Below are 25,209 nucleotides of genomic sequence, written 5' to 3' on the forward strand. Positions count from 1 at the left end.
GGGTCACCATCTCGACTGTGACCGGTGACACGCCTACGCATGATCGCTTATCCGGATGTAGCACACCAGAACTGCTCAAATATGGGCGCTCACCACCTAGTCCATCGCCCGTGATCCGGTCCCCCGCGCCCGCCCCAACTCGGCCCGACACCAGTATTTCGAGGTCAAGTGCCCCTCGACTGTGAAGGTCCGCCGTGCAGGAAGACAGCCCCGTCCAGAACGAGACCACCCCGGACACCGCCCAGACCGAGCAGCCGCAGCGCGCCGGCCGGCGGAACCGCCTCATCGTGCTCAGCGCAGCCGCCCTGGTGGCCCTCGGGCTCGGTGGCATCGCCGTCACCACCACCGGCAACGACCGCCCGGCACCGACCGCCGTCTCCCTCGACGCGCAGTCCCGGGCCGAGACCGACAGCCGGGCGGACCGCTCCGCCCGCGAGTCGAACACGCCGGTCGCTCCCTCGGTCAGCCCCACGGCGAGCCCTTCGGCGGTCAGCGCCAGCCCGACACCCGCCAAGACGGCCACCGCCAAGGCCAAGCCGAAGCCGAAGAAGACCACCAAGCCCACGCCAGCCTGGGTCAACCCGATGCCGGACGCAGCCGTCACGTCCTGCTACGGGCAGCGCTGGGGCACCCTGCACGCCGGTATCGACCTGGCGTTGCCCTCCGGTACGCCGATCCACGCCGCAGCCGCCGGGACCGTGACCCAGGCCGGCGACGCCTCCGACGGGTACGGCAACTCCGTGTTCATCGACCACGGCAACGGCTACCTGACCCACTACGCCCACCAGAGCCGCATCGCGGTCACCGTCGGGCAGGCGGTCAAAGCCGGCCAGGTCATCGGCTACGAGGGCGCCACCGGCGACGCCACCGGCCCGCACCTGCACTTCGAGGTGCACCAGGGCATGTGGAACCAGATCGACCCGGCCCCGTTCATGCGGGCCCGCGGTGTCGACCTGGGCTGCTGACGCATCCCTGCGCCTAACGACAGGAAAGAGTGGCCTCAGCGGTACGTGAGGTCACTCTTTCCTTGGTCTGGCCCGCTCGGTCAGAGCTTGTCGACCGGAGCGTGCCGCAGCACCAGCCACATGGTCTGGTCGCCGAAGTCGATCTGCGCGCGGGCGCCCGGGCCGTGCCCCTCGACGGCGAGCACCCGCCCCAACCCGTACCGCTGGTGGTTGACCCGGTCGCCCGCGGACACCTTCGGCCCCTGCGGCAACTCGCTGGCAGTGGTCAGCCGGCTGGCGTCCACGCCGAGCCGCTGGGCCAGCTGCGCCGCCTTCGGCGTACCCCCGGTGAAGTTGCCCCGCGCGCCGGGCGCGCGGTCCGCGCGGCCGCCGACGCCGCCGCCACCGCCGGCCCAGGAGGTGTACGACCCCTCGGTGCGCTCCCAGTGGACCAACTCCGTCGGCAACTCCTCCAGGAACCGCGACGGCGGGTTGTAGGACGGTTGCCCCCAGGCCGAGCGGGTCACCGCCCGGGAGAGGTAGAGCCGCTGTCGGGCGCGGGTGATGCCGACGTACGCCAGCCGGCGCTCTTCCTCCAACTCGCGGGTGTCGCCCAGCGAGCGCAGGTGCGGGAAGACGCCGTCCTCCAGCCCGGTCAGGAAGACCACCGGGAATTCCAGCCCCTTGGCGGTGTGCAGGGTCATCAGGGTGACCACGCCCTGGTGGTCGGGGTCGTCGGAGGGGATCTGGTCGGCGTCGGCGACCAGCGCCACCTGCTCCAGGAACCCGGCGAGGGTGGCGCGTTCCCCCTCCTCGCCCAGCGCCTCGATCCGCTCGGTGTACTCCCGGGCGACACTGACCAACTCCTGGAGGTTGTCCACCCGGCCGGCGTCCTGCGGGTCCAGGCTCTCCTCCAGCTCGGTGAGGTAGCCCGAGCGGGTCAGCAGGGCCTCCAGCACCTCCTCCGGGGTGCCGGTCTCGGCCAACTCCCGGGCGTCGTCGAGCAACGCGACGAAGTCGGCGATGCCGTTGGCAGCTCGGGTGGAGATGCCTGGCGCCTCCCGGGCCCGCCGCAGCGCCGCACCGAACGAGATCCGGTCGCGGCTGGAGAGCGCTTCGACGCACGCCTCGGCGCGGTCGCCGATCCCCCGGCGGGGGGTGTTGAGCACCCGCCGCAGGCTCACCGTGTCGTCGTCGTTGACCACCGAACGCAGGTACGCGAGCGCGTCGCGGACCTCCTTGCGCTCGTAGAAGCGCACCCCGCCGACGACCTTGTAGGGCAGGCCGACGCGGATGAAGACCTCTTCGAAGACGCGGGACTGGGCGTTGGTGCGGTAGAAGACCGCGACGTCACCGGGGCGGGTCTCGTCGGCGTCGACCAGCCGGTCGATCTCCCGGGCCACCCAGTCGGCCTCGGCGTGCTCGGTGTCGGCAACGTAGCCGACGATCTGCTCGCCGGCGCCGGACTCGCTCCAGAGCCGCTTGGGTTTGCGGGAGGTGTTGCGGTCGATCACCGCGTTGGCCGCGTTGAGGATGGTCTGGGTGGAGCGGTAGTTCTGCTCCAACAGGATCGTGCGCGCGTCGGTGAAGTCCCGTTCGAACTCCAGGATGTTGCGGATCGTCGCGCCCCGGAACGCGTAGATCGACTGGTCGGCGTCGCCGACCACGCACAGCTCGGCCGGTGCCAGCCCGTCGGTGCCGGAGACCAGCTCCTTGATCAGGACGTACTGGGCGTGGTTGGTGTCCTGGTATTCGTCCACCAGGACGTGGCGGAACCGCCGACGGTAGCTCTCCGCGACGTGCGGGTGGGACTGGAGCAGGTGCACCGTGGTCATGATCAGGTCGTCGAAGTCCAGTGCGTGCGCCTCGCGCAGCCGCCGCTGGTAGAGCGTGTACGCCTCCGCGAGGGCCCGCTCGTTCGGCCCGGTGGCCCGTGCGGCGAACTGCTCCGGGTCGACCAGCTCGTTCTTGAGGTTGGAGACCTGGGCGGCCAACCCGCGCGCCGGGTAGCGCTTCGGGTCCAGATCCAGCTCGCGGGCGACCAACTGCATCAGACGGCGGGAGTCGTCCGCGTCGTAGATCGAGAACGTCGACTTGAGGCCGGCGTGCTCGTGCTCGGCGCGCAGGATCCGGACACACGCGGAGTGGAACGTCGACACCCACATCAGGCGCGCCCGGGGGCCCACCAACGCGGCGACGCGCTCTTTCATCTCGCCGGCGGCCTTGTTGGTGAAGGTGATCGCGATGATCTCGCCGGGGTGCACGTCCCGTGCGGCGAGCAGGTACGCGATCCGGTGCGTGAGCACCCGGGTCTTGCCGGACCCGGCGCCGGCCACGATCAACAGCGGCGAGCCGGCGTGGCTGACCGCGTCGCGCTGTGGCCCGTTCAGCCCGTCGAGCAGCTGCTGCGGATCGAGGCGGACGGCGGCGGGCCGGGGCCGGTCCGGGCGGGCCGGCGCGGACTCCGGCGCAGGCGGGGACGCGGGGATGTCGAAGAGAGGATGCATCGCCCGACAAGTCTATGCCGCCGGTCGGACACTGCGCCGCTGGCGCTCAAGGGCTCGTGGCCTTCGGCGCTCAGCAGCTCGTGCCCGACCGCGTGCTGCCACCGCACGGCGCGCCCCGTCGAAGAAAGATCCCCGGTGCACCGTCGAATGCTTGCGCGCCCGCCGCCGACGTGGGCATACTCGACGGCGTGATCGCTGCGCGCTACTACTTTTACTACGGCACCGGGAGTCCGGCTGCCGTAGGTCGCGCCTGATCGATTCAGACCTACGAAAGCCCCGGGCTCCTGGAGTCCGGGGCTTTTCCGTCCCGGGTTCCGGGCACAGGGCACCACAGTGCGAGAGGTACCCGATGATGACAGACGTGATGGAGCAGAGCGGCGGCCCGACCCGACCGGAGGCTGGGCAGCCCGCGGTCAACGGACGCGAGACGGCACCCGTGTCGCTGGCGGCGGAGCACACTGAGCAGTCCGAGGCGCAGACCGGCACCGAAGAGCCGTCCGCCGCCGCCCGAATCGTGGAGATCAGGGAACGGATCGACGAGATCGACAACGCGCTGATCGCACTCTGGCAGGAGCGGGCCGCGTTGTCCCAGGAGGTCGGGGCCACCCGGATGGCGTCCGGCGGAACCCGGCTGGTGCTCTCCCGGGAACGGGCGATCCTGGAGCGGTTCCGGGTCGCACTCGGCGCGGACGGCACCCAGTTGGCCCTGCTGCTGCTCCGCGCGGGCCGCGGGCCGCTGTAACACCTGCCTGTGGGGCCGCCGTAACCCCTCGACGCGGCCGCGGCAGCTCACCGTGGGCCGCTCTGCCGGCCCGGGGGCGCGGCCGACGACCGCCGGTCACCGGACAGACGAAACCGCCTGCCGTCGTCGTGAGGACGTCGGCAGGCGGTTTCGGTGACTCACGCCTCGTGGGTGGCGACGATCTCGCGTCGCTCCGCGAAGTGGCAGGCGCTCGGGTGGTCCGAGCCCCGTCGGATCTCCAGCAGCGGGACCTGCTCGGCGCAGACGTCCTGCGCCTTCCAGCAGCGGGTCCGGAACCGGCAGCCCGAGGGCGGGCTGATCGGCGACGGCACGTCACCCGTCAAACGGATGATCGTCTTGTTGTGCCGCTGGGTCGGGTCCGGCACCGGCACCGCGGAGAGCAGAGCCTGGGTGTACGGGTGGGTCGGCCGCTCGTAGATCTCGTCCTCGGTGCCGATCTCCACGATCTTGCCGAGGTACATCACCGCGACCCGGTCCGAGAGGTGGCGGACCACCGACAGGTCGTGCGCGATGAAGACGTACGACAGCCCGAACTCGCCCTGGAGCTGCTCCAGCAGGTTCATGACCTGAGCCTGGATGGAGACGTCCAGCGCCGACACCGGCTCGTCGCAGACGATGATCTCGGGCCGCAGCGCGAGCGCCCGGGCGATGCCGATGCGCTGACGCTGACCGCCGGAGAACTGGTGCGGGTACCGGTTGATGTGCTCCGGGTTGAGCCCGACCAGGTCGAGCAGTTCGCGGACCTTGGCCCGGCGGCTGCCCTTCGGCGCGACCTCCGGGTGGATCTCGAACGGCTCGCCGAGCAGGTCACCGACTGTCATCCGCGGGTTCAGCGAGGTGTACGGGTCCTGCATGACCAGCTGGATCTGCCGGCGGAGGCGTCGCAGCGCCCCACCGGACAGCTTGGAGATGTCCTGGCCCTTGTAGACCACGCTGCCGGCGGTCGGCTTCTCCAGGTTCATCAGCACCCGGGCGAGGGTCGACTTGCCGCAGCCGGACTCGCCGACGACGCCGAGCGTCTCACCGGCGCGCAGACCGAACGAGACCCCGTCGACCGCCTTGACCTGACCGACGGTCTTCTTGAACACCACGCCCTGGGTGACGGGGTAGTGCTTGACCAGGTCGTTGACCTCGAGGATGTTCTCAGACACGGTTCACCAGCTCCTCGGCGAAGTGGCAGGCGCTGGCCCGGCCGGCACCCACCTGCAGCAGCGGCGGGACCTTCTCCCGGCACACCGGCTGAGCCATGGGGCAGCGCGGGTTGAACGGGCAGCCCGGCGGAATGTTCATCAGGTTCGGCGGGAGGCCCTTGATCGTCCGGAGCTGCTGCCCCTTCTCGTCCATGCGCGGGATCGAGTCGATCAGACCGATCGTGTACGGGTGCGCCGGCTTGGCGTACAGGTCGTACACGTTCGCTTCCTCGACGATCCGGCCCGCGTACATGACGGCGATCCGGTCCGCGACGTCGGCGACGACGCCGAGGTCGTGGGTGATCAGGATCATGCCCATCTGCCGCTCACGCTGAAGCTCCGCGAGCAGGTCCATGATCTGGGCCTGCACGGTCACGTCGAGTGCGGTGGTCGGCTCGTCCGCGATCAGCACCTCCGGGTCGAGCGCCAGCGACATCGCGATCATCGCGCGCTGCCGCATACCGCCGGAGAACTGGTGGGGGTAGTTGTTGAACCGACCCTTGGCGTTCGGGATCTTGACCTGGTCGAGCATGTCGATCGCGCGCTTCTTGGCCTCGGCGCGACCCATGCCCCGCCGGACCCGGAACTGCTCGGCGATCTGGAACCCGACGGTGAAGACGGGGTTCAGAGCGGAGAGCGCGTCCTGGAAGATCATCGCGATGCCCTCGCCGCGGATGCGGCGGCGCTCCTCGTTGGACATGCGGAGCATGTCCTTGCCGTGGAAGCGGACCTGCCCACCGGTCACGAAGCCGGGCGGCGTGTCGAGGATGCCCATGATGGTCTGCGCCGTGACGCTCTTACCGGAGCCGGACTCGCCGAGCACGGCGAGGGTCTCCCCCGCGTCGACGTGGTACGTGACCCCGTTGATGACCTTTGCGACGCCGTCCCGGGTGCGGAACTCCACCCGCAGGTCGTCGACCTCGAGCAGCCGGCCGGAGGGACGCCCGGACCCGCCGGATCCCGGCGCGGACTGCTCGGACACGAGAATGTCGGACACTGGATATCCCCTAGCGGAGTTTCGGATCGAGGGCCTCGCGGACCGACTCACCGAGCATCACGAAGCTCAGCACTGCGGTGACGAGGAACGCGGCGGGGAAGAAGACCAGTCCCGGCGCGACCCGGACGAACTGCTGCCCATCGCTGATCATGATGCCCCAGGACACCACCGGCGACTTCAGACCGACGCCCAGGAACGACAGGGTGGCCTCGGCACCGATGAACGAGCCGACCATGATCGTTCCGTAGACCAGCAGCGGGGCCAGGCAGTTCGGCAGCAGGTGCTTGAGGATGATCCGGCCGGTGCCGGCGCCCAGCGCGCGGGCCGCCACGATGTAGTCGGCCTCCTTGGTGGCGAGCACCGACGAGCGCATCAGCCGCATCACGACCGGCCAGCTCAGCACGATCAGCGACGCGATCACCAGGCCCATGATCTGGGCCTTGCTGTTGCCGGAGCCCGAGCCGTTGAAGGTGGTCAGGATGACGATCGCGCCGAGCACGAAGGGCAGGCCGAAGAAGACGTCGGCGATCCGGCTGAGCAGCGCGTCCACCCAGCCACCGCGGTAGCCGGAGATGATGCCCATCGTCCCGCCGATGAGCAGGGTGCCCATCACGGACAGCACGGCGACCACGACGGAGGCCCGTGCGCCGTAGATGACCCGGGCGTAGACGTCGCGGCCCTGCACGTCGTAGCCGAACCAGCCATCGGCGCCCGGCTTGTTGAGGCTGCGGGACAGCGAGCCGTTGACCGGGTCTCCGCCCGGCGCGAACAGCTGCGGGAAGGCAGCCATCAGCAGGAAGATGACGATCAGCGTGGCCGAGATCCAGAACAGCGGCTTGCGCCGCAGGTCCCGCCAGGCGTCACCGAGCAGACCGCGCGGCTTGTCGTTGCTCTGCGGCTGGCCCGCGGTGGCGGGGGCGGCGGAGTCGGTCGATTGTGCGCCAGGGGTGCTGACGATCGATGCGGTACTGGGGTCACTCATAACGGATCCTCGGGTCCAGGGCGGCGTAGAGCAGGTCAACCAGCAGGTTCATCACGAGATAGACCAGCACCAGGACGACCACGATTCCTACCACCGTGGCGCTTTCCTTGGTGATGATCGCCCGGAAGACCTGGCGGCCGATTCCGTTGATGCCGAAGATCCCCTCGGTGACGATCGCGCCGCCCATGAGGGCGCCGAGGTCGGTGCCGAGCAGGGTCACCACCGGGATGAGCGAGTTGCGCAGCAGGTGCACACCCACCACCCGGCGCATCGGCAGGCCCTTGGCGATAGCGGTACGCACGTAGTCGGCGCGACGGTTCTCCGCGATGCTCGTTCTGGCCACCCGGGCGATGTACGCCACTGACGCGCTGCCGAGCACGAAGCCCGGCACGATCAGCTCGGACCACCGCATCTCGGAGGAGACGGTCGGCTTGATGATGCCCCACTGCACGCCCAGCAGCCACTGCAGCACGAAGCCGACGACGAACACCGGCAGCGCGATCAGGAAGAGGGTGGAGACCAGGACCAGGTTGTCCAGGAAACCGTTGCGCCGCAGACCGGTCAGCACACCGGCACCGAGGCCGATGACCGCCTCGATGGCGAGCGCCACGACGGCCAGCTTCAGCGTGTTCGGGTACGAGGTCAGGATGATGTCGCTGATCTCGCGCTGGGAGAACGTCTGACCGAAGTCACCCTGGAGCAGGTTCTTCATGTAGTTCGCGTACTGCACGAAGACGTTCTGGTCGAGGTGGTACTTCTCGGTCATGAAGGCGATGTACTGGTCCGGGCAGCGGCGCTCACCGCACTTGCCGGCGAACGGATCGCCCGGAACGGCCCAGACGAGCCAGTAGATCAGGAACGTCGTACCGATGAAGACCGGCACGAGTTGGAGCAGCCGTCTCAACAGATAACGGCCCATGGGGTGGTCCTCCAGACAGGGGGCGCGTCGGACGGCCGACACGGTGGTGACAACGTGCGAGTGGAGTGTTGTAACACCCACTCGCGGAACGGCCCCGGGTCGGGCTCACCGGATGTGGCGAGCCCGACCCGGGGTCAGACCGTTCGGATCAGAGCTCGACCGAGGTGATGTCGATCTCGCCGACGTTGTTCAGCTCGAGCTTCTTGATCTTCTCCGAGTGGCCGGACTGCTGGCCGTAGAAGTAGACCGGGATGCTCGGGACGTCCTGGTCGACCTTCTCGACGGCCTTGGCGAACGCCTCGTGCGAGGCCTCCAGGCTCGGCGCGGCGCTGGCCTGCTTGGCCAGAGCGTCGACCTCGGGGTTGCTGTACAGACCGTCGTTGGAGGAACCGCCGGTGATGAAGAGCGGGTTGACCCAGTTCTCCACGTCCGGGTAGTCCTGCTGCCAGGCGGCACGGTACGGGCCGGTCATCTTGTGGGCGTTGATGTTCTGGCGGAAGACCGCGAAGGTCGGCACGCCCTCGGCCCGAGCGTTGATGCCCAGGTTGGTCTTGATCTGCTGCGCGACGGCGTCCATCCAGTCCTTGTGGGCGGAGTCCGCGTTGTAGTAGAAGACCATCTCACCACTGAAGCCACCGGCCTCGGCGAGCAGCGTCTTGGCCGTCTCCGGGTCGAACTTGCAGGCGGTGCAGTTGCCCGGCTTGGCGCCCGGGGTCAGCGGGTTCGCCCAGCTGTCGGCCGGCTTGCGGGTGCCGAAGAAGATCTTGTCCGAGATCTCCTGCCGGTTGACGGCGAGGGACACGGCACGACGCAGCTTGGCGTTCGCGAAGCGCTTGTCGTAGATCGGGAACGCGATGAACGCGGTCGACGGGGTGACGGTGTTGCGGCCCCGGTCACCGAGGTCGGTCTTCCACTTGTCACCGGCGAGCGCCGAGGTGGGAACGACCTCCATGAAGTCGAGGTTGTTCGCCAGCAGGTCGGCGTACGCGGCGTTGTCGTCCTGGTACAGCTTGACGTCGACGTCCTTGACCTTCATCTTGTCGCGAAGGTTGTAGTCGTCGAAGCGCGTCAGCTTGATGAGGGAGTTGTCCTCCCACGACACGAACTTCACCGGGCCGTTGGCGATCGGCTTACGGCCGAACTCCTCGGGCTTCATGGTGAAGAAGACGTCCGGCAGCGGCATGAAGGCGCTGTAGCCGAGCTTGGTCGGGAAGACCGCGGTCGGCGCGGCCAGGGTGACCTCGAAGGTCTGGTCGTCGATGACCTTCAGGCCGGACAGCTTGTCAGCGGTCGGCGTCGGGGCCTTCTTCGGGCCGTCCGGGCCGTCCGGGTCCGAGGTGTAGGTCTGGTCGAAGCCCGCGATGTCCGCGAAGAAGGTGCCGTTCTGCGCACCGTTCGGCGAGTAGGCGGCCCAGTTCCAGGCGTCGACGAAGTTCTTCGCCTTGACCTCGGTGCCGTCGTGGAACTTGGTGCCGGCCTTGATCTTGATCGTGAAGACCTTGGAGTCCGTGGTGTTGATGGACTCCGCCAGCGCGTTACGCGGGGCCCCACCGTCGTTCGGGTACTCGACCAGGCCGGTCCACAGCCAGTCGATGATCTTTCCGCCGCCGGTCTCCGTGGTGTTCGACGGGACCAGCGGGTTCTCCGGCTGGACGCCGTGGACAACGATCGAGCCGTCCTTGCTGGCGGCAGCGTCGCCGTCGCCGTCGCTGCTCGAGCAACCGCTCGCGACAAGCGCGGCAGCCGCGCTGAGCGCGATGGCGCTCGTCGCCCGCTTCGAGACTCTCATTCCGAGGGGCCTCCTCTTTCTAACCAGGTTCCGTCGTGGGTTTCACGCACGTTTGGGGGTGACACCGCCCGACCACCCCGGGGCGCGGGTCGCCGGGACCACAGGGAAGTTGGGGACACCCCTGATGTACCGATCCGCCGGGCTCCCCCGCCAACGAGGCGCGACACGACGCAGGAGACACAGCCACGAACCGCCGCGAGCGGCGAGGACATGGTCGTGGGCCGTACGGAGTGCCACACACCGATGGTGAGGTGCTGCCACTGTGACACCCACTGGCCGCTTCCGTGAAGGTGCCGTTATCAAGCCGTTAGTTGCCCGCCATGTTGCCGATACTTGAAAAATGATCATAAAACGGTCGGCTCGGGCAGCGTTGAGCAGGAAATCTGTTGCGCCACCCGCGCATCGGGTCGCGGCCCGCGCGCCGGCCCTGAGCGAACGGTGACCGATAGGACGTCGGTCACCGCTGGCTTTTCGACCCGTCCGGACTAGGTCGACTTCGGCTGCACGGACACGATCAGCGACTGGGTGGATGAGGGCGCCGAGATCGTTTCTCTGATCTTCGGCGCCGGGCGAGGGCCGATCAGACGAGGCGGCGGTCCGCCGCCCAGCGGGACAGCTCGTAACGGTTGGACATCTGCAGCTTGCGGAGCACGTTCGACACGTGCGTCTCCACCGTCTTGATGGAGATGAACAGCTCCTTGGCGATCTCCTTGTACGCGTACCCCCGGGCCAGGAGCCGCAGCACCTCGCGCTCGCGGTTGGTCAGTTGGTCCAGCTCGGGGTCGGCCACCGGGGCGTCCGGTCGGGCCGCGAAGGCGTCCAGCACGAAGCCGGCCAACCGGGGACTGAACACCGCGTCCCCGTCGGCCACCCGGCGGATCGCGGCGGCCAGCTCGTCCGGGGAGATGGTCTTGGTGACGTACCCCCGAGCACCCGCCCGGATCAACCCGATCACGTCCTCCGCCGCGTCGGAGACGCTCAACGCGAGGAACTTGACCTGCGGGTGGGTACGCCGCATCGCCTCCAGCACCGCCCGGCCACCACCGTCGGGCATGTGCACGTCGAGCAGCACCACGTCCGGCCCGACGGCGGCGATCCGGGTGACCGCCTCGGCCACCGTGCTCGCCTCGCCGACCACCTCGACGTGGGCGCCCAACTCGGCGCGCACCCCCGCCCGGAACATGGCGTGGTCGTCCACCAGGAACACCCGCAGCCGCTCGGGGCGGCCATCCGCCGGGTTGAGGTGCTCGGTCGACTGCTCGGCCATGGTCATCTGTTCCTCTCCGCTGCGGACGAGTCCCGGGAGATCGGCAGGATCAACCGCACCTCGGTCCCCTCCCCCGGGCCGGACCGGATCTCGGCCCGTCCGCCGTGCCGCTTCATCCGCCCGATGATCGAGCCGCTCACGCCGTGCCGGTGGTCCTCCACGGTATCCGGATCGAAGCCCTTGCCCCGGTCCCGGACGAAGACGCTGACCTGATCGGGCTCCACCTCCGCATACAGGGAGACCGTCTGCACACCGGCGTGGCGTGCCGCGTTCACCAGCGCCTCCCGGGCGGCCGCGACCAGCGCCCCGACCTTCTCGTCGGTTTCCCGGTCACCGACCACCACCGCCTCCACCGTGATCGCGAAGGTGTCCTCGACCTCGGCCGCGGCCTGCTCCAGCGCGGCGGCGAAACGCTCACTCGGCGAGGCGGTGGGTTTGTAGAGCCAGTTGCGCAGGGAACGCTCCTGGCCGCGGGCCAGCCGCTGCACCATCTTGACGTCGCCGGCGTTGCGCTGGATCAGGGCCAACGTGTGCAGCACCTGGTCGTGCACCATCGCGGCCAGCTCTGCTCGCTCCTGCTCACGGATGCGGCCCTCGCGCTCCGAGCGGAGCTGACTGTACGTACGCCAGAGCACCGGCGCGGCGACCACGCCGACCCCGGCCAGCCCGACCAGCGCGAAGATCACGCCATTGATCACCGCGTCGAAGTTCTGCGCCGGCGAGTAGACCGCCGCGACGCCGATGATGCCGACCGCGACCAGCACTCCGCCGCCGATGAACCGGAGCACGAAGGCCCGTCGGTCACTCTCCTCGACGACCGCGCCGAGCCAGGGCACCGGCATCGTCTCGCCCCACTGCCGCCGCCGCTCGGGCGCGGACTGGTGCCAGATGACCCCGGCGCCGACCGCGATGATGGCCACCAGCCAGCCGGCGGTGCCCGCCGCGCCGACCGAGTCGAAGACCATCACCTGGATCAGCAGGACACCGAGCCCGATCCCCACGAACGGCAGGAGTTGCGCCACGTCGCGCCGGGGCGGCACCGCCGTGTCGCCGGGCCGCAGCGGGACCACGGCCCAGAAGGCCGCGTAGAGCAGCAGGCCGAGCCCGCTCAGCCCGAGCAGCACCATGAACGCGACGCGCACCCGCAGCACCGAGATGCCGAGATGGTCGGCGATACCGGCGGCGACGCCGGCGGCCATCCGGTGCTCCGGGGCGCGGTAGAGGCGCGGGGGCGTGGTGACGGTGCTGATCGGAGGCTCCCTGGTAGCGGTGGCGGGCTGGTCGAGGTCGGTGACTCGATCGTCACACGCTGCGGCGTCCACGACCACGGGGACGCCCCCGACATTCCGGCCGCCGGATCTCAGGGTGGGGTCAGGGTCGGGTCCTGAGGCCGTTCGGGTGCACCGGGCAGCAGGATCGAAGCATGACCGAGGAAGCTGCCCCGCCACCCCGCCCGGGGTCGGCACCGCCGGAGGGCTCGGCACCGCCCGCACCGGCCGCGACGCCCGGCGCCTGGACCGAACCCAGCACGCCCGGCCCGCACCCGGGCGCCGCGCCTACCGATCCGTACGGCTACCAGCCGCCCACCGGCGCGAGCCACGGCCCGCAGTTCGCGGACGGCACCGGTTACGGGCCTCCCGGCGCACCGCCCGGACCGGGCGGCGGCCACGGCCCGTCCGCGCCGCCACCGCCACTGGGCGGCACCGGCTTCACCTCCCGGTACGGGTTGGTCCGGCCGCGCGAGGGGCGCTACCTCGCCGGTGTCTGCGCGGCGATCGGACGGGCCACCAACACCGACCCGGTGCTGTGGCGGGTGTTGCTCGCGGTGCTCGGCTTCTTCGGGGGCATCGGCATCCTGGTGTACGTCGCTGCCTGGCTGATCATCCCGAACGAGGGCGACACCGCCTCTCCGATCGAGTCGATGCTCGGGCGCGGCCGTTCCAGCATGTCCCCGGTGACCGTGATCATCCTCGGCATCCTGGTCGCGGCCAGCTTCGGTTACATCGTCACCGACGCCTTCCGGGCCGTGCTGCTCGGCGCGGCCATCCTGGTCGCCGGCGCGCTGCTGCTCAACCGGGACAGCCGCAACCAGCCGGCCGGCACCCCCGGCGGGCCGATGCCGGCCGCACCGACCGGCACCCCACCGGGTCCGGTCCCACCGGTGACCTGGCCGGCGCCGTCGACCGGCGCCGTCCCGTCGACCGGCCCGACCACCACGACAGCAGCGCCGGGGGCGAGCGGCGACCCCGCCTACGCCACCGCGACGACCGGAGGGACACCCACCGTGGCGTACGACGTACCGCCGACCGGTGGTCCGCAGCCGCCCATCACCGCGCAGCCGGTGTCGGGCGTGGGCCCGGTGTCCGGGCAGCCGGGCGGCACGACGGCTGTCCAGCCCGGCTGGCCGGCACCGACGACGGCTTGGCCGAGCACCGCCGCGCCCGGCGTCGGCTGGCCGTCGGCACCGGTGACCGGCGCGCCCGCTGCTCCGTCCGGCTACCCGACCGCCACACCGCCGTCGGCCTACCGCCAGCCGTTCGCACCGCACGGCCCGTACGCCTCGCCGACCCCGGCACCGCTCCCGCCGCCCAAGCCGCCGAAGCCACCGAAGCGCCCGAAGGAGCGGTCGCCACTGGGCGCGGTGACCTTCTCCCTGATCTTCCTGGTCCTCGGCATGGTCGCCCTGCTCGACCTGCTGGACGTGTTCTCCATCAGCGCCTCGGCGTACTTCGCGGCGGCGTTGGCCACCATCGCGCTGGGGCTGCTCGTCGGCACCTGGTTCGGGCGGGCCCGCTGGCTCATCGCGCTCGGCCTGGTCACCGCAGCGGCGCTGGGCACGGCGACGGTCGCCGAGTCCTACGACCGGATCCGCGGGGTCGACGGCGCGGTGACCTGGGCGCCCACCGAATACCGCGACCTCGCCGACCGCTACGAGAACAGTTTCGGTGACGCGGTGCTCGACCTGCGCGGTATCGACTTCGCGAAGCGGGACACGCAGGTCACCGTCGCCATCAACTTCGGCCAGGCCACAGTTGTCGTACCGCCGAACGTCGACGTCACCACGGTGGCCGACGTCAACGCGGGCGATGCCAACATCTTCGGCAACCGGTCCGGTGGGTTGGACGGCCGCCTGCGGGAGTTCACCGATGTCGGCGCCGACGGGCCCGGCGGCGGGACCCTGCGCCTCTACATCCACGTCAATGCCGGCAACCTGGAGGTGACCCGGTGAAGGCTCACCGTACGGATCTGGTGTCGTTCGCCTTCGGGCTCGTGTTCCTGGCGTTGTCCGGCTGGTGGCTGCTCGCCCAACTGCTCGGGCTCGCCCTGCCGGCGGTGGGCTGGTTCCTGGCCAGCGCACTCATCCTGATCGGCGTCTTCGGGCTGGTCGGCGCGCTGCGCTCGGGTCGGTCGCAGCGGCCGGAGGCGACCACCGAGGCCACCGCACCGGTCTCCGGCGTGACCGCACCCGTCTCCGGAGCCGCGGTGCCCGTCTCCGGAGCCGCGGTGCCGACCTCCGGCGCGCCCCTGCCGGTCTGGGAGGCCGAGAAGTCCACCTGGGACGCTCCCCCTTCGGCAACGACACCGGAGGCGCCGACTGCCGAGGTGATCCACCCGGCCTGGCTGGCTCATCCGCCGTCGGAGCCGCAGACGTCAGCCGTTTCCGGCCAGCCCGACGACCGACACGAGGAGGCGACCGTCGGCCTCGGCACGGGGCCGGCCCCCGTCGAGGATGACGAGCCGACCCGGTCGGACCACCCGATCGAGGCCGTCGGCGACCAGCCGGACGACGAACGGGAGGGCCGGCGCGGGAAGGCCTGACCTCGGGCGTCGGCTGGCGGAGGCCCACTCCACCGCTACGGCGGTGCGGTTGGCGCGAACGGGCGCATATGCTGGCCGGTGGAGATCTCGCCCTCCGCCGGCCGGCCCGTCCCGCCATGGCGGCCCCGCCGCGATTCCCGTCTCTACCCCCGTCAGGAGCCCGCCCGACATGACCCAGTCCCCCGCCGTGCGTATCACCGGCCGGTCCGGTCCGATCCGCATCGGCGAGCGAGCCGCCCGTACGCTCGTCACCGAACTGGCCCGGATCAACGACCCCAAGACCGCCCTGCTGGTCGGGGCGGGCCCGGAGTCCGCGGTGCTGGCCGCGGCGATCGAGGCGCTGCTCCCCGGTGACCGGCTCACCGTGGTGCCCGTCGAACCGCTCGGCGCTGCCGCGCTCCGCGAGCACGTCACCGCCCAGGGCCGCTGGGTCGCCGACCGGGTGAGTGTCGTCGACTCGCTGACCGAGGCCGAGCCCGCCGGGGTCGTCATCGCCGGCGAGGTGTTCGCCGGCTCTGCCGAGGAGACCCGCGGCGGCATCGAAGGACTGGTCAAGTACCTCTCCGACGGTGCGGTCCTCAGCGTGGCGACAGTGGCCACGCCCGGCCGGACCACCGGGGCGGCAGCCGAGTTGGCTCGGCAGGACGCGCTCTACGGTGTCGGCGCCGACCTGGTGCTGCGCAACTCGCCGCCGGTGCGGGTCTACCGACTGCGGTTCACCCCGGCCAGCCCGGCCTCGGCCGACCGGCTGGCCCCCGCGCACCGCCCGTCGAGTGTGCCGCTGACCCGCGGCATGCACATCGACTCCAACGGCGTGGCCGCGGCGGGCATCGCGCTGGGCCTCGCGGCGCTGGCCCGGGTGGCGCGTCCGTCGTCCAAGCTGTGGCTGCTGCCGGCGCTGGCCGCCGGGCCGGTCGCCGCGTTCTTCCGCGACCCGCAACGGGACGTGCCGGAGGACCCGTCCGCGGTGGTCGCCAGCGCGGACGGCAAGGTCCTCTCGGTGCAGCGACTGCACGACGAGCGTTTCGGCGACGGCGAGTGGCTTCGGGTAGCGGTCTTCCTGTCGGTGCTGGACGTGCACGTCAACCGTTCCCCGGTCGCCGGCAAGGTGGTGGACTACTTCGTCGCCGACGGCGGGTTCGTCAACGCGATGAAGCCGGACGCCGAACACAACGTGGCGGCGTACACCGTGCTGGACACCGCTCGCGGCACTGTGGTGGTCGCGCAGCGGACCGGGCTGATCGCCCGCCGGATCGTGCAGCGCGCGCCGATCGGCGCGCTGCTGGCCAAGGGCGAGCGCTTCGGCCTGATCCGGTTCGGCTCACGGACCGACGTCTACCTCCCGGCCGAGGCTGCGGACCCGCTGGTCGGTCCGGGCGACAAGGTCGTCGGCGGGTCGACCGTCATTGCCCGCTGGCGCTGACCGGCTGAACCGTCATCGCCCGCTGGCGCTGACCGACGAACGCGAAACGGGGCGCCGCTGGCCAGCGGCGCCCCGTTTCGTCTGCTGTGGTCAGGCGGTGCGGCGCTGCCGCAGCCAGAGCACCGGCCCGCTGACCAGGTAACCCACCACGATCAGGGCGAACGTGATCCGGATGTCGATCAGCGCGCCGATCACCGGGGCCAGCCAGAGCCACGGGGGCAGCTTCACCAGGCGGGCGAGCTTGGCGTACGGGAAGCTCGACACCATCGCGAAGGCCAGCAGCGCCACGCCGGCGACCAGCACGGCGCCGGGCACCGGCAGGCCGATCGCCACGGTCACGGCGAGCACCGCCGCCGCCATGGTGGTGGGCACGCCGCAGAAGAACCGGCCGTCCTTCGGCGAGACGTTGAAGCGGGCCAGTCGAATCGCGGCGCACGCCGCGACGAGAGCGCAGGCCACCGCCGCCGCCGCGGTGGAGACGGAGCCGGCGAGCGAGGCGTAGACCACCACCGGTGCGGCGAGACCGAACGAGCACATGTCGGCCAGGGAGTCCATCTGCGCGCCGAACGGGCTGGCCACACCGAGTCGGCGGGCCAGTGCGCCGTCCAGACCATCGAAGGCGACGCAGGCGATCAGGCAGAGCGCGGCGACGCGGACCTCGCCCTGCATCGCCAGGAAGATGGCCAGCATGCCGAGCATCAGGCTGGCCAGGGTGCAGGCGTTGACCAGGCCGAACTTCATCCGCCGAGCCATGGTGCGCTCGCCAGGTAGCAGCGGGATCGAGCTGGCCGAGGCCTCGTCGGCGTGCGCCATCGGCGGCATCGCCGGGCTGACCGGCATGACCGCTTCGATCTCCGCCCGACCGATGCTTCCGGCCGGCCGGCTGAGCCGGTCCAGGCCGTAGCGGCGGCGCTGCCGGTCGGCGTACCGGTGCTCGGGCAACGTCACGTCGGTCGGGAGCAGGTCGCTGTCCCGGCGACCGACCCGGACCAACAGCACCTGGCGGGCGAACGTGCTGCTGCGGCGCAACGGGCCCGCCCAGCGACGCCCAGCGGGGCGCGGACTGTCAGTAGTACGACGCCGGCGCCATGGGGCTCTCGGCACGTTTCCTCCATCACCGGATCGGCTGACCGCCGTGTGGCGGGTGTCCGGCTGTCTCGTGCCGGACCTTGCGTGGCCCGGCAGCCGTTTTGCGGAGTACACCATCGCATAGGGGAACATGGCTTGGCGATAGCTGCCGGCGGTACTTATATCTGGCTTAAACCGCTCGAACCGCTCGCTTGTTCCCATCCCGGGCTTCATCGCCCGTTTCCTCCACCATTCCCGCCTTTGACTGTACCGGAGGGTCACCATCTCGGCTCAGTGAGCGGCGTGCTATCGGCCACTCTGTCCGATTGCCGAGGCAGCGATGTCGCTCAACGGCAGCTCAGCGGCCTGGGCGCGGGTGAACCAACCAGCCCTCGCTGTCGAGCCCCCGGCGGATTCGGTGACCACCGCATCGGTGGGTACGTCCACCAGCACCCGATAGATCACCCGTACGCCGTGCCAGTCCAACGGACGACCCTCCGGGCCGAGCGCGGCCGGGTTGTGCAGGTTGTCCACGCCGAGGAGTTCCACCACCCGGCCGACCTGACCACCCTCCTCGACCAACTCCCGGAGCAGGCCGGTCGTGGGCTGCTCACCGTGATCCGTGCCTCCACCGGGCAGGTGCCACAGGCCGGCACCCGGATAGCCGTCCGCGATCTGGGTGAGCAGGATCCGTCCGGCCGGGTCGGTGACCAGCCCGTACGCGCCGAAGCGCAGCCGACGGTCGGGATGCGGCGGGGAGAGGTGTTCCTGCGGCCGGTGCGTTCCGCGCGGCAGTGGCGTGACCGGCAGGCCGAGCAGCTCGGCGGTGAACGGTGCCAGCGTCAACCGCGTCAGCTCGTCCACTGTGAGCCAGCGAGCCTGCTCGACCGGGCCGCCTCCGCCGTCGCGTGTCGCGCCGTCGCGCCCGGTGAGGTCGAACATCAACCGGTCGGTGTGCGTTGCGACACCATCCGCACAGTCGGTCACATCGGATGCCACAGTGCGTAGCCGATCAGCGGTGACGGTCAGCCCGGTCTGCTCGCCGACGGTGCGGACGACAGCGCGCTCGGGGTGCTCGGCGTGCGCGACGGCACCACCCGGCAGCCGCCACACCCCGGGGAACTCACCGTCCGCCCCGTCGCGAACCACCAGGACCCGGTCCGAGTCCCGCAGAAGCCCGTAACTCCCCACTCGCCGCGCGAACCGCACCCTCGCCCACTCCCCCGCTTCGACCCGACCCATCGATCATGAAGTTAGCCCGTCCACGCCGAAGCAGTCGGGCCACGTCATGATCCACTCAGAATCGCGGAAGGCGCGGTATCCCGACGACCGGGATACCGCGCCTTCCGGAGAACCGAGTGAGATCAGCGGGCCGCGCTGGCCGCCGCCCGGGCAGGTCAGGTCAGTTGGGCTGCCTGGACTGCTTCGGCGGTCACCTCGGTGAGGCGGTCGGTGGGCAGGGCGCCCAGCTCCTCACGGCCGAACCAGCGGGCCTCACAGGTGGAACCGCCGACATCGGCCACGGTCAGCGGGTTGGGCTTGTCGACGACGACGCGGTAGAAGGCGCGTACGCCGTGCCAGTCGATGGGGTAGCCCTCGGGGCCGAGCGAGGCGGCGTCGCGGTGGCTGGCCACGCCGAGCAGCTCGACCAGGCGGCCGGTCTGCCCGGTCTCCTCGACCAACTCCCGGATGAGGGCGGCGCCGGGCTGCTCACCGTAGTCGGTGCCGCCACCGGGCAGATGCCAGCAGCCCGCGCCGGGGTAACCGTCGGAGACCCGGGTGAGCAGCACCCGCCCCGCCGGATCGGTGCACACCGCGTACGCGGCGAAGCGTTGCGCCCGGTGCAGCCCGTCCGGGCCGGGGACCGCGTAGAACGAGGGGAACTCCGGCGGCTCGTCGGGCACCACGTCGGCCGAGGAGGCGGGCAGCCCGAGGGCACGTGCGGTGAACGAGCGCAGCGGCAGCTTGCGCGCCTCGTCGAGGGTGTACCAGCGGGCCAGGTCGGTGGGGCGCTCGCCGACCCGGTCGGCGAGGGTGCCGCCGCGGACCGCCACCCGGTAGATCAGCCGGTCGGTGTGGATCGTGATGCCCCGATCGGGCAGTGCCCGCATGTCGGCGAGCACGTCGGCCAGGCCGGAGACGGCGACCGACAGGCCGGTCTCGGCGGCGGTCTCGCGGACGACTGTGTGGTTCGGGTCCTCGCCGTGGTCGACCGCCCCGCCGGGCAGCGACCACGTGCCGGGGGTGCCGGAGCGCTCCGATGCGCGGACCAGCAGAACTCGGCCTCTTGAATCAGCACAAACTGCGTATGCCGCGATCCTGCGGAGCGGCTCGAGCATGGTGGTCACGGGAGCAAATTCTCCCCGGGCCGGGTTACCGGAACGGAAAAGAGTCAGATTCCTGACTGTCGGACCCGGATCAGGGATCGGTCAGGGTAAGGATCCGGGCAGTCACCGAGGGCGGGTCGAGCGGCAACGCGGACCGTGGTGGTATGACATCCACCGCCGCTCCCCACGCCCCGTACAAGCAGCTCCGACGCCCCACCACCGACCGCATGGTCGCGGGGGTCGCCAGTGGCGTCGGCCGCTACTTCGCCGTCGACCCCACACTCGTCCGGGTGGCCTTCGCGGTCACCGGCCTGCTCACCGGCGGGCTCGCGCTGTTCGCGTACCCGATCATGTGGTTCCTGATGCCGGAGGAGCCCACCGGCGCGCCGGCCTGGCCGCACCCGGCGGGCGTCGCGCCGCAGGCCGGCCCGCCGCCCACCGCCGGGCCCGCGCCCGGCGGACCACAGCCGGGGTACGCCCCGACGCCGCCCTACCCGCCGACGACCCCGTCGGACCCGCCGCCGGCCGCCTGACCGGCGCTCACTCCCACTCGATGGTGCCCGGCGGCTTGCTGGTCACGTCCAGGACCACCCGGTTCACCTCGGCGACCTCGTTGGTGATCCGGGTGGAGATCCGGGCCACCACCTCGTAGGGCAGTCGGGACCAGTCGGCGGTCATCGCGTCCTCGCTGGAGACCGGGCGCAGCACCACGGGATGCCCGTAGCTGCGCCCGTCTCCCTGCACACCGACGCTGCGTACGTCGGCGAGCAGCACCACCGGGAACTGCCACACGCCCCGGTCCAGGCCGGCGGCGGTCAGCTCCTCGCGGGCGATCAGGTCGGCCTCGCGGAGCAGGTCGAGGCGCTGCTGGTCGACGGCACCGATGATCCGGATGGCCAGGCCGGGGCCCGGGAACGGGTGCCGCCAGACCATCGCCTCGGGCAGGCCCAGTTGCAGGCCGAGCGCCCGGACCTCGTCCTTGAAGAGCGTGCGCAGCGGCTCGACCAGGGCGAACTTCAGGTCCTCCGGTAGACCGCCGACGTTGTGGTGGCTCTTGATGTTGGCGGTGCCGGTGCCGCCGCCGGACTCCACGACGTCGGGGTAGAGCGTGCCCTGGACGAGGAACTCCACGTCGCCGTGCGAGGCGATCTCGCGGGCGGCGGCCTCGAAGACCCGGATGAACTCCCGACCGATGATCTTGCGCTTCTGCTCCGGGTCGGTCACCCCGGCCAGCGCGCCGAGGAACCGGTCGGCGGCGTCGACCACCTTCAGCTTGATGCCGGTGGCGGCCACGTAGTCCTTCTCCACCTGCTCGGCCTCGCCGGCGCGCAGCAGACCGTGGTCGACGAAGACGCAGGTGAGCTGGTCACCGACAGCCCTGTGCACGAGCGCCGCGGCGACCGCCGAGTCCACCCCGCCGGACAGGCCGCAGATGACCTCCTTGTCGCCGACCTGGGCGCGGATCCGGGCCACCTGCTCGTCGATGATGTTCTCGGGCGTCCAGGTCGGCTCGATGCCGGCGATGTCGTAGAGGAAACGGGTCAACATCTCCTGGCCGTGCGCCGTGTGCCCGACCTCCGGGTGGAACTGCACCCCGGCACGCCGCCCGGCGAGGTCCTCGAACGCGGCCACCGGCGCGCCCGCCGACTCGGCGGTGACGGTGAAACCCTCCGGGGCCTCGGTGACGGCGTCGCCGTGGCTCATCCACACCGGCAGGTCGGCGGGCAGGTCACGCAGCAGCACACCGGGATCGAGGAGGCGGGGGCGCAGCGGCGTGCCGCCGTACTCGCGGTTACCGGTCTTCGCCACGGTGCCGCCGAGCGCCTGGGCCATCGCCTGGAAGCCGTAGCAGATGCCGAAGACCGGCACGTCGGCGCTGAACACGCCCGCGTCGATCTGCGGCGCGTCCGGTGCGTAGACGCTGGCCGGACCACCGGAGAGGATGATCGCGGCGGGGTTCTTCGCCAGCATCTCGGCGATCGGCATCGAGTGCGGCACGATCTCGGAGTAGACCTTCGCCTCACGGACCCGGCGGGCGATGAGCTGGGCGTACTGGGCTCCGAAGTCCACCACGAGGACGGGGCGAGGCAGGCTCATGTGCACAAAGCCTACCGACAGTCACGGCCGCGCCCGGCACCGGCTCGCCCTGCGGCGTCCGCCGGGCTCACTGACGGAGCGCACCCGGGGCGTCCGCCGGCACCGCCGGCTGGTTCGGGGGTACGGACGCCAGCCGACGGTACGCGGATCCGAGCGGCGGACGTGGGTCCTCCTCGCCCTTGTTGGGCCAGAAGGACATCGCCCGTTCCGCCTGTGCGGTGATCGTCAGGGACGGGTTCACGCCGAGGTTGGCGGAGACCGCCGCCCCGTCGACGACGTGCAGCCCGGGGTGCCCGTACACCCGGTGCCAGGGGTCGATCACCCCGTCGGCCGGTGTCGCCCCGATGACCGCCCCACCCAGGATGTGCGCGGTGATCGGGATGTCGAACGGCTCGGTGAGCGAACCGCCCGGAGTGCCACCGATCTCCTCGGCGAGCAGTCGGGTGGCGGCGTTTCCGGCCGGGATCCAGGTGGGGTTGGGGGTGCCGTGGCCGGGGCCGGTGACCAGTCGACGGCCGAACACGCCGCGCCGCCACCGGGTGGTCAGCGAGTTGTCCACCGACTGCATCACCAGGGCGATCACCGTCCGCTCCGACCAGCCACGGACCGACAGCATTCGGGCGGCCAGCCCGGGTTGCCGCACGATGCTGCCCAGCCACCGTCGCACCCGGTGTGGACCCCCGTCGACCAGCAGCGACTGGAGCAGGCCCATCGCGTTGGAGCCACGCCCGTAACGGACCGGCTCGACGTGGGTCTGCGGATCCGGGTGGAACGAGCTGGTGATGGCCACCCCCTCGGTGTAGTCCAGCCGCTCGGACCGGGCCCGCCGGTGGGGCACCGAGGCACCCAGGATCGCCTCCGAGTTGGTCCGCGTCAGCTCGCCGAGACGGGGTGAGAGCCGAGGCAGCACGTCGTCGGCCCGCATGGCGTGCAGCAGTCGTTGGGTGCCGAGCGCACCGGCCGCGAACACCACCTGGTCGGCGTGGATGATCTGCCGCCGCTTGCGCAGCCACGCACCGGTGCGTTCGGCGTGTACGTCGTACCCGCCGTCGGCGGTCGGACGGACGGCGGTCACGGTGGTCAGTGGCAGCACCGTGACCCCGAGCCGTTCGGCGAGCCACAGGTAGTTCTTGACCAGCGTGTTCTTCGCGCCGTGCCGGCACCCGGTCATGCACGCGCCGCAGTGCAGGCAGCCGGTGCGCTCCGGGCCGGCACCACCGAAGTACGGGTCGGCGACCCGCTGGCCGGGGCGGCCGATGTGCACGCCGACCGGGGTGGCGTGGAAGGTGTGCCCCACCCCCATCCGCTCGGCCACCGCCCGCATGGCGCGGTCCGCGCCGGTGTCCAGCGGGTACGTGGTGACGCCGAGCATGCGTTTGGCCTGGTCGTAGTGGCGGGCCAACTCATCCCGCCAGTCGGTGATGTCGCGCCACTGCCTGTCGACGTAGAACGCGGGCAACGGTTCGTAGAGGGTGTTCGCGTAGACCAGCGAACCACCGCCCACCCCGGCGCCGGAGAGCACCAGCACCCCGCTGCCGGCACCTCGACGGGCCGGGCGGAGCAGGGTGAGCCGCTGGATGCCGTAGCAGCCCAGCCTCGGCGCCCAGAGGAACCGGCGGGCCCGCCAGGACGTCTGCGGGAACTCGTCGTCGGTGAAGCGGCGGCCGGCTTCCAGCACGGCGACCGAGTAACCCTTTTCGGCCAGTCGGAGCGCGGTGACGGCACCGCCGAAGCCGGACCCGATGACGAGCACGTCGTACCGCATGGACGCATCATTACTCGCGAGTAGCGCTCGCGCCAGCGGCAGTTTTCGCGCGATCATGCTCCGGCCGACCGACCCGGCGCCTTCCGGCCGCAACCCGGAGCACCCGTCGGAACGTTGTTCACCAGACGGGTGGAAGGAATCAAGATGATCCTCGGGTCGATGGCGCCGCGCCGACGATGGCTGCTGCTGGGCTTGACGGCCCTCGCCGCTGTCGCGCTGATCGCGGCCGGGGCGGTGGTGATCACCCGGCTGACCGGTGACAGCAAGCCGGGCGGCGGCCCGGTTGCCGGCTCGCCGACCCCGTCGCCGATCGGCACTCCCACCCCGAGCCCCAGCGGCCCACCGCCGGGCGCGGACATCACCGGCCCGCTCAACCTGCTGCTGGTCGGTGTGGACACCCGGGTCAGCGTGCCCGGGTGGGAACCGCACTCGGACGCCGTGCTGGTGCTGCACGTGCCGAAGGGGTTGGGTCAGGCGTACCTCTTCTCGCTCCCCCGCGACCTGCTGGTGGACATCCCGGCGTTCCCGAAGGCCGGCTACAAGGGCGGTAAGACCAAGCTCACCCACGCGATGAGCTTCGGCAGCCGGGTGCCGGGCAAACCCAAGCAGCCGAACACCGCCCAGGGGTACGAGCTGCTGCGCAGCACGGTCAGCGGGTACACGGGGTTGCGCATCGACGCGGGCGCGGTGCTCACCTTCAACGGGTTCGACCGGCTGGTCAACGCACTCGGCGGGGTCGACATCTACGTCGACCAGCGGGTCGAGTCGCTGCACCGCCGACCGGACGGCAAGTACCGGGAGAGCGCCCCGGGCGGCTACACGGGGCCGCAGCAGGTCTACGAGAAGGGCGAGCAGCACCTCAACGGCTGGCAGGCGCTCGACTACGCGCGGCAGCGGTACATCACCGGCGGCGACTACGCCCGGCAGCGCCACCAGCAGCAACTGATCAAGGCACTCACCCGCAAGATCCTGGACGAGAACCTGGCCCGCCAACCGGAGCGGGTCGACCAGGTGGTCGCCGCACTGGGAGACACGCTGATCTACGTGGGTGGGCGACGGATCGTCGACATCGCGTACGCCCTCAGCGGGGTGCCGGAGAACAAGTTCGTGCTGGTGGGCCTGCCCGGCGCCGGTGTCGGCAAGGGCAGCGCCTACCGTGGCGAACAGCTCACCAAGGTCGGCCGTGACTTCATCACCGAACTCCGTGCCGGCCGCGCCGACGCCTACCTGAAAGCCCACCCCACCCTGGTGGTCAAGAACTGACCCTAGGGCGTGTGTCAAAGTCCTCGGTCGAGCCGAGGTGGAGTCCAGGCGGCGGTCCGGCAAGGCGGAGATGGGCTCGGATACCGGTG

The 25,209-nt window shown here is 70.9% G+C and carries 19 protein-coding genes and 1 pseudogene; 7 read left to right on the forward strand and 13 right to left on the reverse strand.

The window, feature by feature from the left end:
- Positions 1-194: 194 nt before the first annotated feature.
- The gene (locus tag O7631_RS00930) at positions 195-965 is read left to right on the forward strand and encodes a M23 family metallopeptidase (RefSeq protein WP_278142612.1); all 771 of its coding nucleotides are present in this window, start codon (positions 195-197) and stop codon (positions 963-965) included.
- A gap of 80 nt (positions 966-1,045) precedes the next feature.
- Here O7631_RS00930 and pcrA read toward each other — a convergent pair whose 3' ends face one another.
- On the reverse strand, positions 1,046-3,451 hold the full coding sequence (gene pcrA / locus O7631_RS00935; protein WP_278142613.1) for a DNA helicase PcrA: 2,406 nt from the start codon (positions 3,449-3,451) through the stop codon (positions 1,046-1,048).
- Positions 3,452-3,887: 436 nt separating this feature from the next.
- Between pcrA and O7631_RS00940 the strand changes: the two genes are divergently transcribed.
- Complete coding sequence (locus tag O7631_RS00940) at positions 3,888-4,193, forward strand: chorismate mutase (protein ID WP_269683759.1); 306 nt, start codon at positions 3,888-3,890, stop codon at positions 4,191-4,193.
- 158 nt (positions 4,194-4,351) lie between these two features.
- On the opposite strand, the gene O7631_RS00945 is transcribed toward O7631_RS00940, so the two are convergent.
- The 7 genes from O7631_RS00945 to O7631_RS00975 form a co-directional block, all read right to left on the reverse strand.
- Positions 4,352-5,365, reverse strand: coding sequence for a dipeptide ABC transporter ATP-binding protein (locus tag O7631_RS00945; RefSeq protein WP_269682381.1), 1,014 nt, complete (start codon positions 5,363-5,365; stop codon positions 4,352-4,354).
- Positions 5,358-6,386: an ABC transporter ATP-binding protein gene (locus O7631_RS00950; protein ID WP_278147807.1), complete on the reverse strand. Its 1,029-nt coding sequence runs from the start codon at positions 6,384-6,386 to the stop codon at positions 5,358-5,360. The genes O7631_RS00945 and O7631_RS00950 overlap by 8 nt, the downstream gene beginning before the upstream one ends.
- A gap of 25 nt (positions 6,387-6,411) precedes the next feature.
- The gene (locus tag O7631_RS00955) at positions 6,412-7,383 is read right to left on the reverse strand and encodes an ABC transporter permease (protein WP_278142614.1); all 972 of its coding nucleotides are present in this window, start codon (positions 7,381-7,383) and stop codon (positions 6,412-6,414) included.
- A complete protein-coding gene (locus tag O7631_RS00960; protein WP_278142615.1) occupies positions 7,376-8,302 on the reverse strand; it encodes an ABC transporter permease in 927 nt (308 codons plus the stop codon). The genes O7631_RS00955 and O7631_RS00960 overlap by 8 nt, the downstream gene beginning before the upstream one ends.
- 148 nt (positions 8,303-8,450) lie before the next feature.
- On the reverse strand, positions 8,451-10,091 hold the full coding sequence (locus O7631_RS00965; protein ID WP_278142616.1) for an ABC transporter substrate-binding protein: 1,641 nt from the start codon (positions 10,089-10,091) through the stop codon (positions 8,451-8,453).
- Between the two features lie 580 nt (positions 10,092-10,671).
- Complete coding sequence (locus tag O7631_RS00970; RefSeq protein WP_278147808.1) at positions 10,672-11,358, reverse strand: response regulator transcription factor; 687 nt, start codon at positions 11,356-11,358, stop codon at positions 10,672-10,674.
- 2 nt (positions 11,359-11,360) lie between these two features.
- Positions 11,361-12,608, reverse strand: a complete 1,248-nt coding sequence (locus tag O7631_RS00975; protein WP_269683757.1) for an ATP-binding protein — start codon at positions 12,606-12,608, stop codon at positions 11,361-11,363.
- Positions 12,609-12,781: 173 nt separating this feature from the next.
- Here O7631_RS00975 and O7631_RS00980 point away from each other — a divergent pair, with 173 nt between their 5' ends.
- The 3 genes and pseudogenes from O7631_RS00980 (at position 12,782) to O7631_RS00990 (ending at position 16,600) form a co-directional block, all read left to right on the forward strand.
- Positions 12,782-14,587, forward strand: a complete 1,806-nt coding sequence (locus O7631_RS00980) for a PspC domain-containing protein (RefSeq protein ID WP_278142617.1) — start codon at positions 12,782-12,784, stop codon at positions 14,585-14,587.
- Positions 14,584-14,769, forward strand: a pseudogene (locus O7631_RS00985) (hypothetical protein); the annotation flags it as partial. The gene O7631_RS00980 and the pseudogene O7631_RS00985, both read left to right, overlap by 4 nt.
- Positions 14,770-15,346: 577 nt before the next feature.
- Positions 15,347-16,600, forward strand: coding sequence for a phosphatidylserine decarboxylase (locus tag O7631_RS00990; protein WP_278142618.1), 1,254 nt, complete (start codon positions 15,347-15,349; stop codon positions 16,598-16,600).
- Between the two features lie 90 nt (positions 16,601-16,690).
- Here O7631_RS00990 and O7631_RS00995 read toward each other — a convergent pair whose 3' ends face one another.
- The 3 genes from O7631_RS00995 to O7631_RS01005 form a co-directional block, all read right to left on the reverse strand.
- Entirely contained in the window at positions 16,691-17,629 is a 939-nt protein-coding gene (locus O7631_RS00995; RefSeq protein ID WP_278142620.1) for a CDP-alcohol phosphatidyltransferase family protein, read from the reverse strand.
- A 345-nt stretch (positions 17,630-17,974) separates the two neighbouring features.
- Complete coding sequence (locus O7631_RS01000; protein ID WP_278147809.1) at positions 17,975-18,877, reverse strand: NUDIX domain-containing protein; 903 nt, start codon at positions 18,875-18,877, stop codon at positions 17,975-17,977.
- Positions 18,878-19,065: 188 nt separating this feature from the next.
- Positions 19,066-20,016, reverse strand: coding sequence for an NUDIX domain-containing protein (locus tag O7631_RS01005; protein ID WP_088987662.1), 951 nt, complete (start codon positions 20,014-20,016; stop codon positions 19,066-19,068).
- 143 nt (positions 20,017-20,159) lie between these two features.
- Here O7631_RS01005 and O7631_RS01010 point away from each other — a divergent pair, with 143 nt between their 5' ends.
- Positions 20,160-20,528 carry a PspC domain-containing protein gene (locus O7631_RS01010; protein ID WP_278142621.1) on the forward strand — a complete coding sequence of 123 codons (369 nt, stop codon included), beginning with the start codon at positions 20,160-20,162 and terminating at the stop codon, positions 20,526-20,528.
- A 7-nt stretch (positions 20,529-20,535) separates the two neighbouring features.
- Here the strand turns inward: O7631_RS01010 and guaA are convergent, their stop codons facing one another.
- Together guaA and O7631_RS01020 are read right to left on the reverse strand one after the other, a co-directional pair.
- Positions 20,536-22,092: a glutamine-hydrolyzing GMP synthase gene (gene guaA / locus O7631_RS01015; RefSeq protein WP_278142622.1), complete on the reverse strand. Its 1,557-nt coding sequence runs from the start codon at positions 22,090-22,092 to the stop codon at positions 20,536-20,538.
- A 67-nt stretch (positions 22,093-22,159) separates the two neighbouring features.
- The gene (locus O7631_RS01020; protein WP_278142623.1) at positions 22,160-23,857 is read right to left on the reverse strand and encodes a GMC family oxidoreductase; all 1,698 of its coding nucleotides are present in this window, start codon (positions 23,855-23,857) and stop codon (positions 22,160-22,162) included.
- A 144-nt stretch (positions 23,858-24,001) separates the two neighbouring features.
- On the opposite strand from O7631_RS01020, the gene O7631_RS01025 reads away from it, so the two are divergent.
- Positions 24,002-25,120, forward strand: coding sequence for an LCP family protein (locus tag O7631_RS01025; protein ID WP_278142625.1), 1,119 nt, complete (start codon positions 24,002-24,004; stop codon positions 25,118-25,120).
- Positions 25,121-25,209 lie beyond the last annotated feature (89 nt).

The organism is Micromonospora sp. WMMD967 (assembly GCF_029626165.1).
Taxonomy (GTDB): Bacteria; Actinomycetota; Actinomycetes; order Mycobacteriales; family Micromonosporaceae; genus Micromonospora; species Micromonospora taraxaci.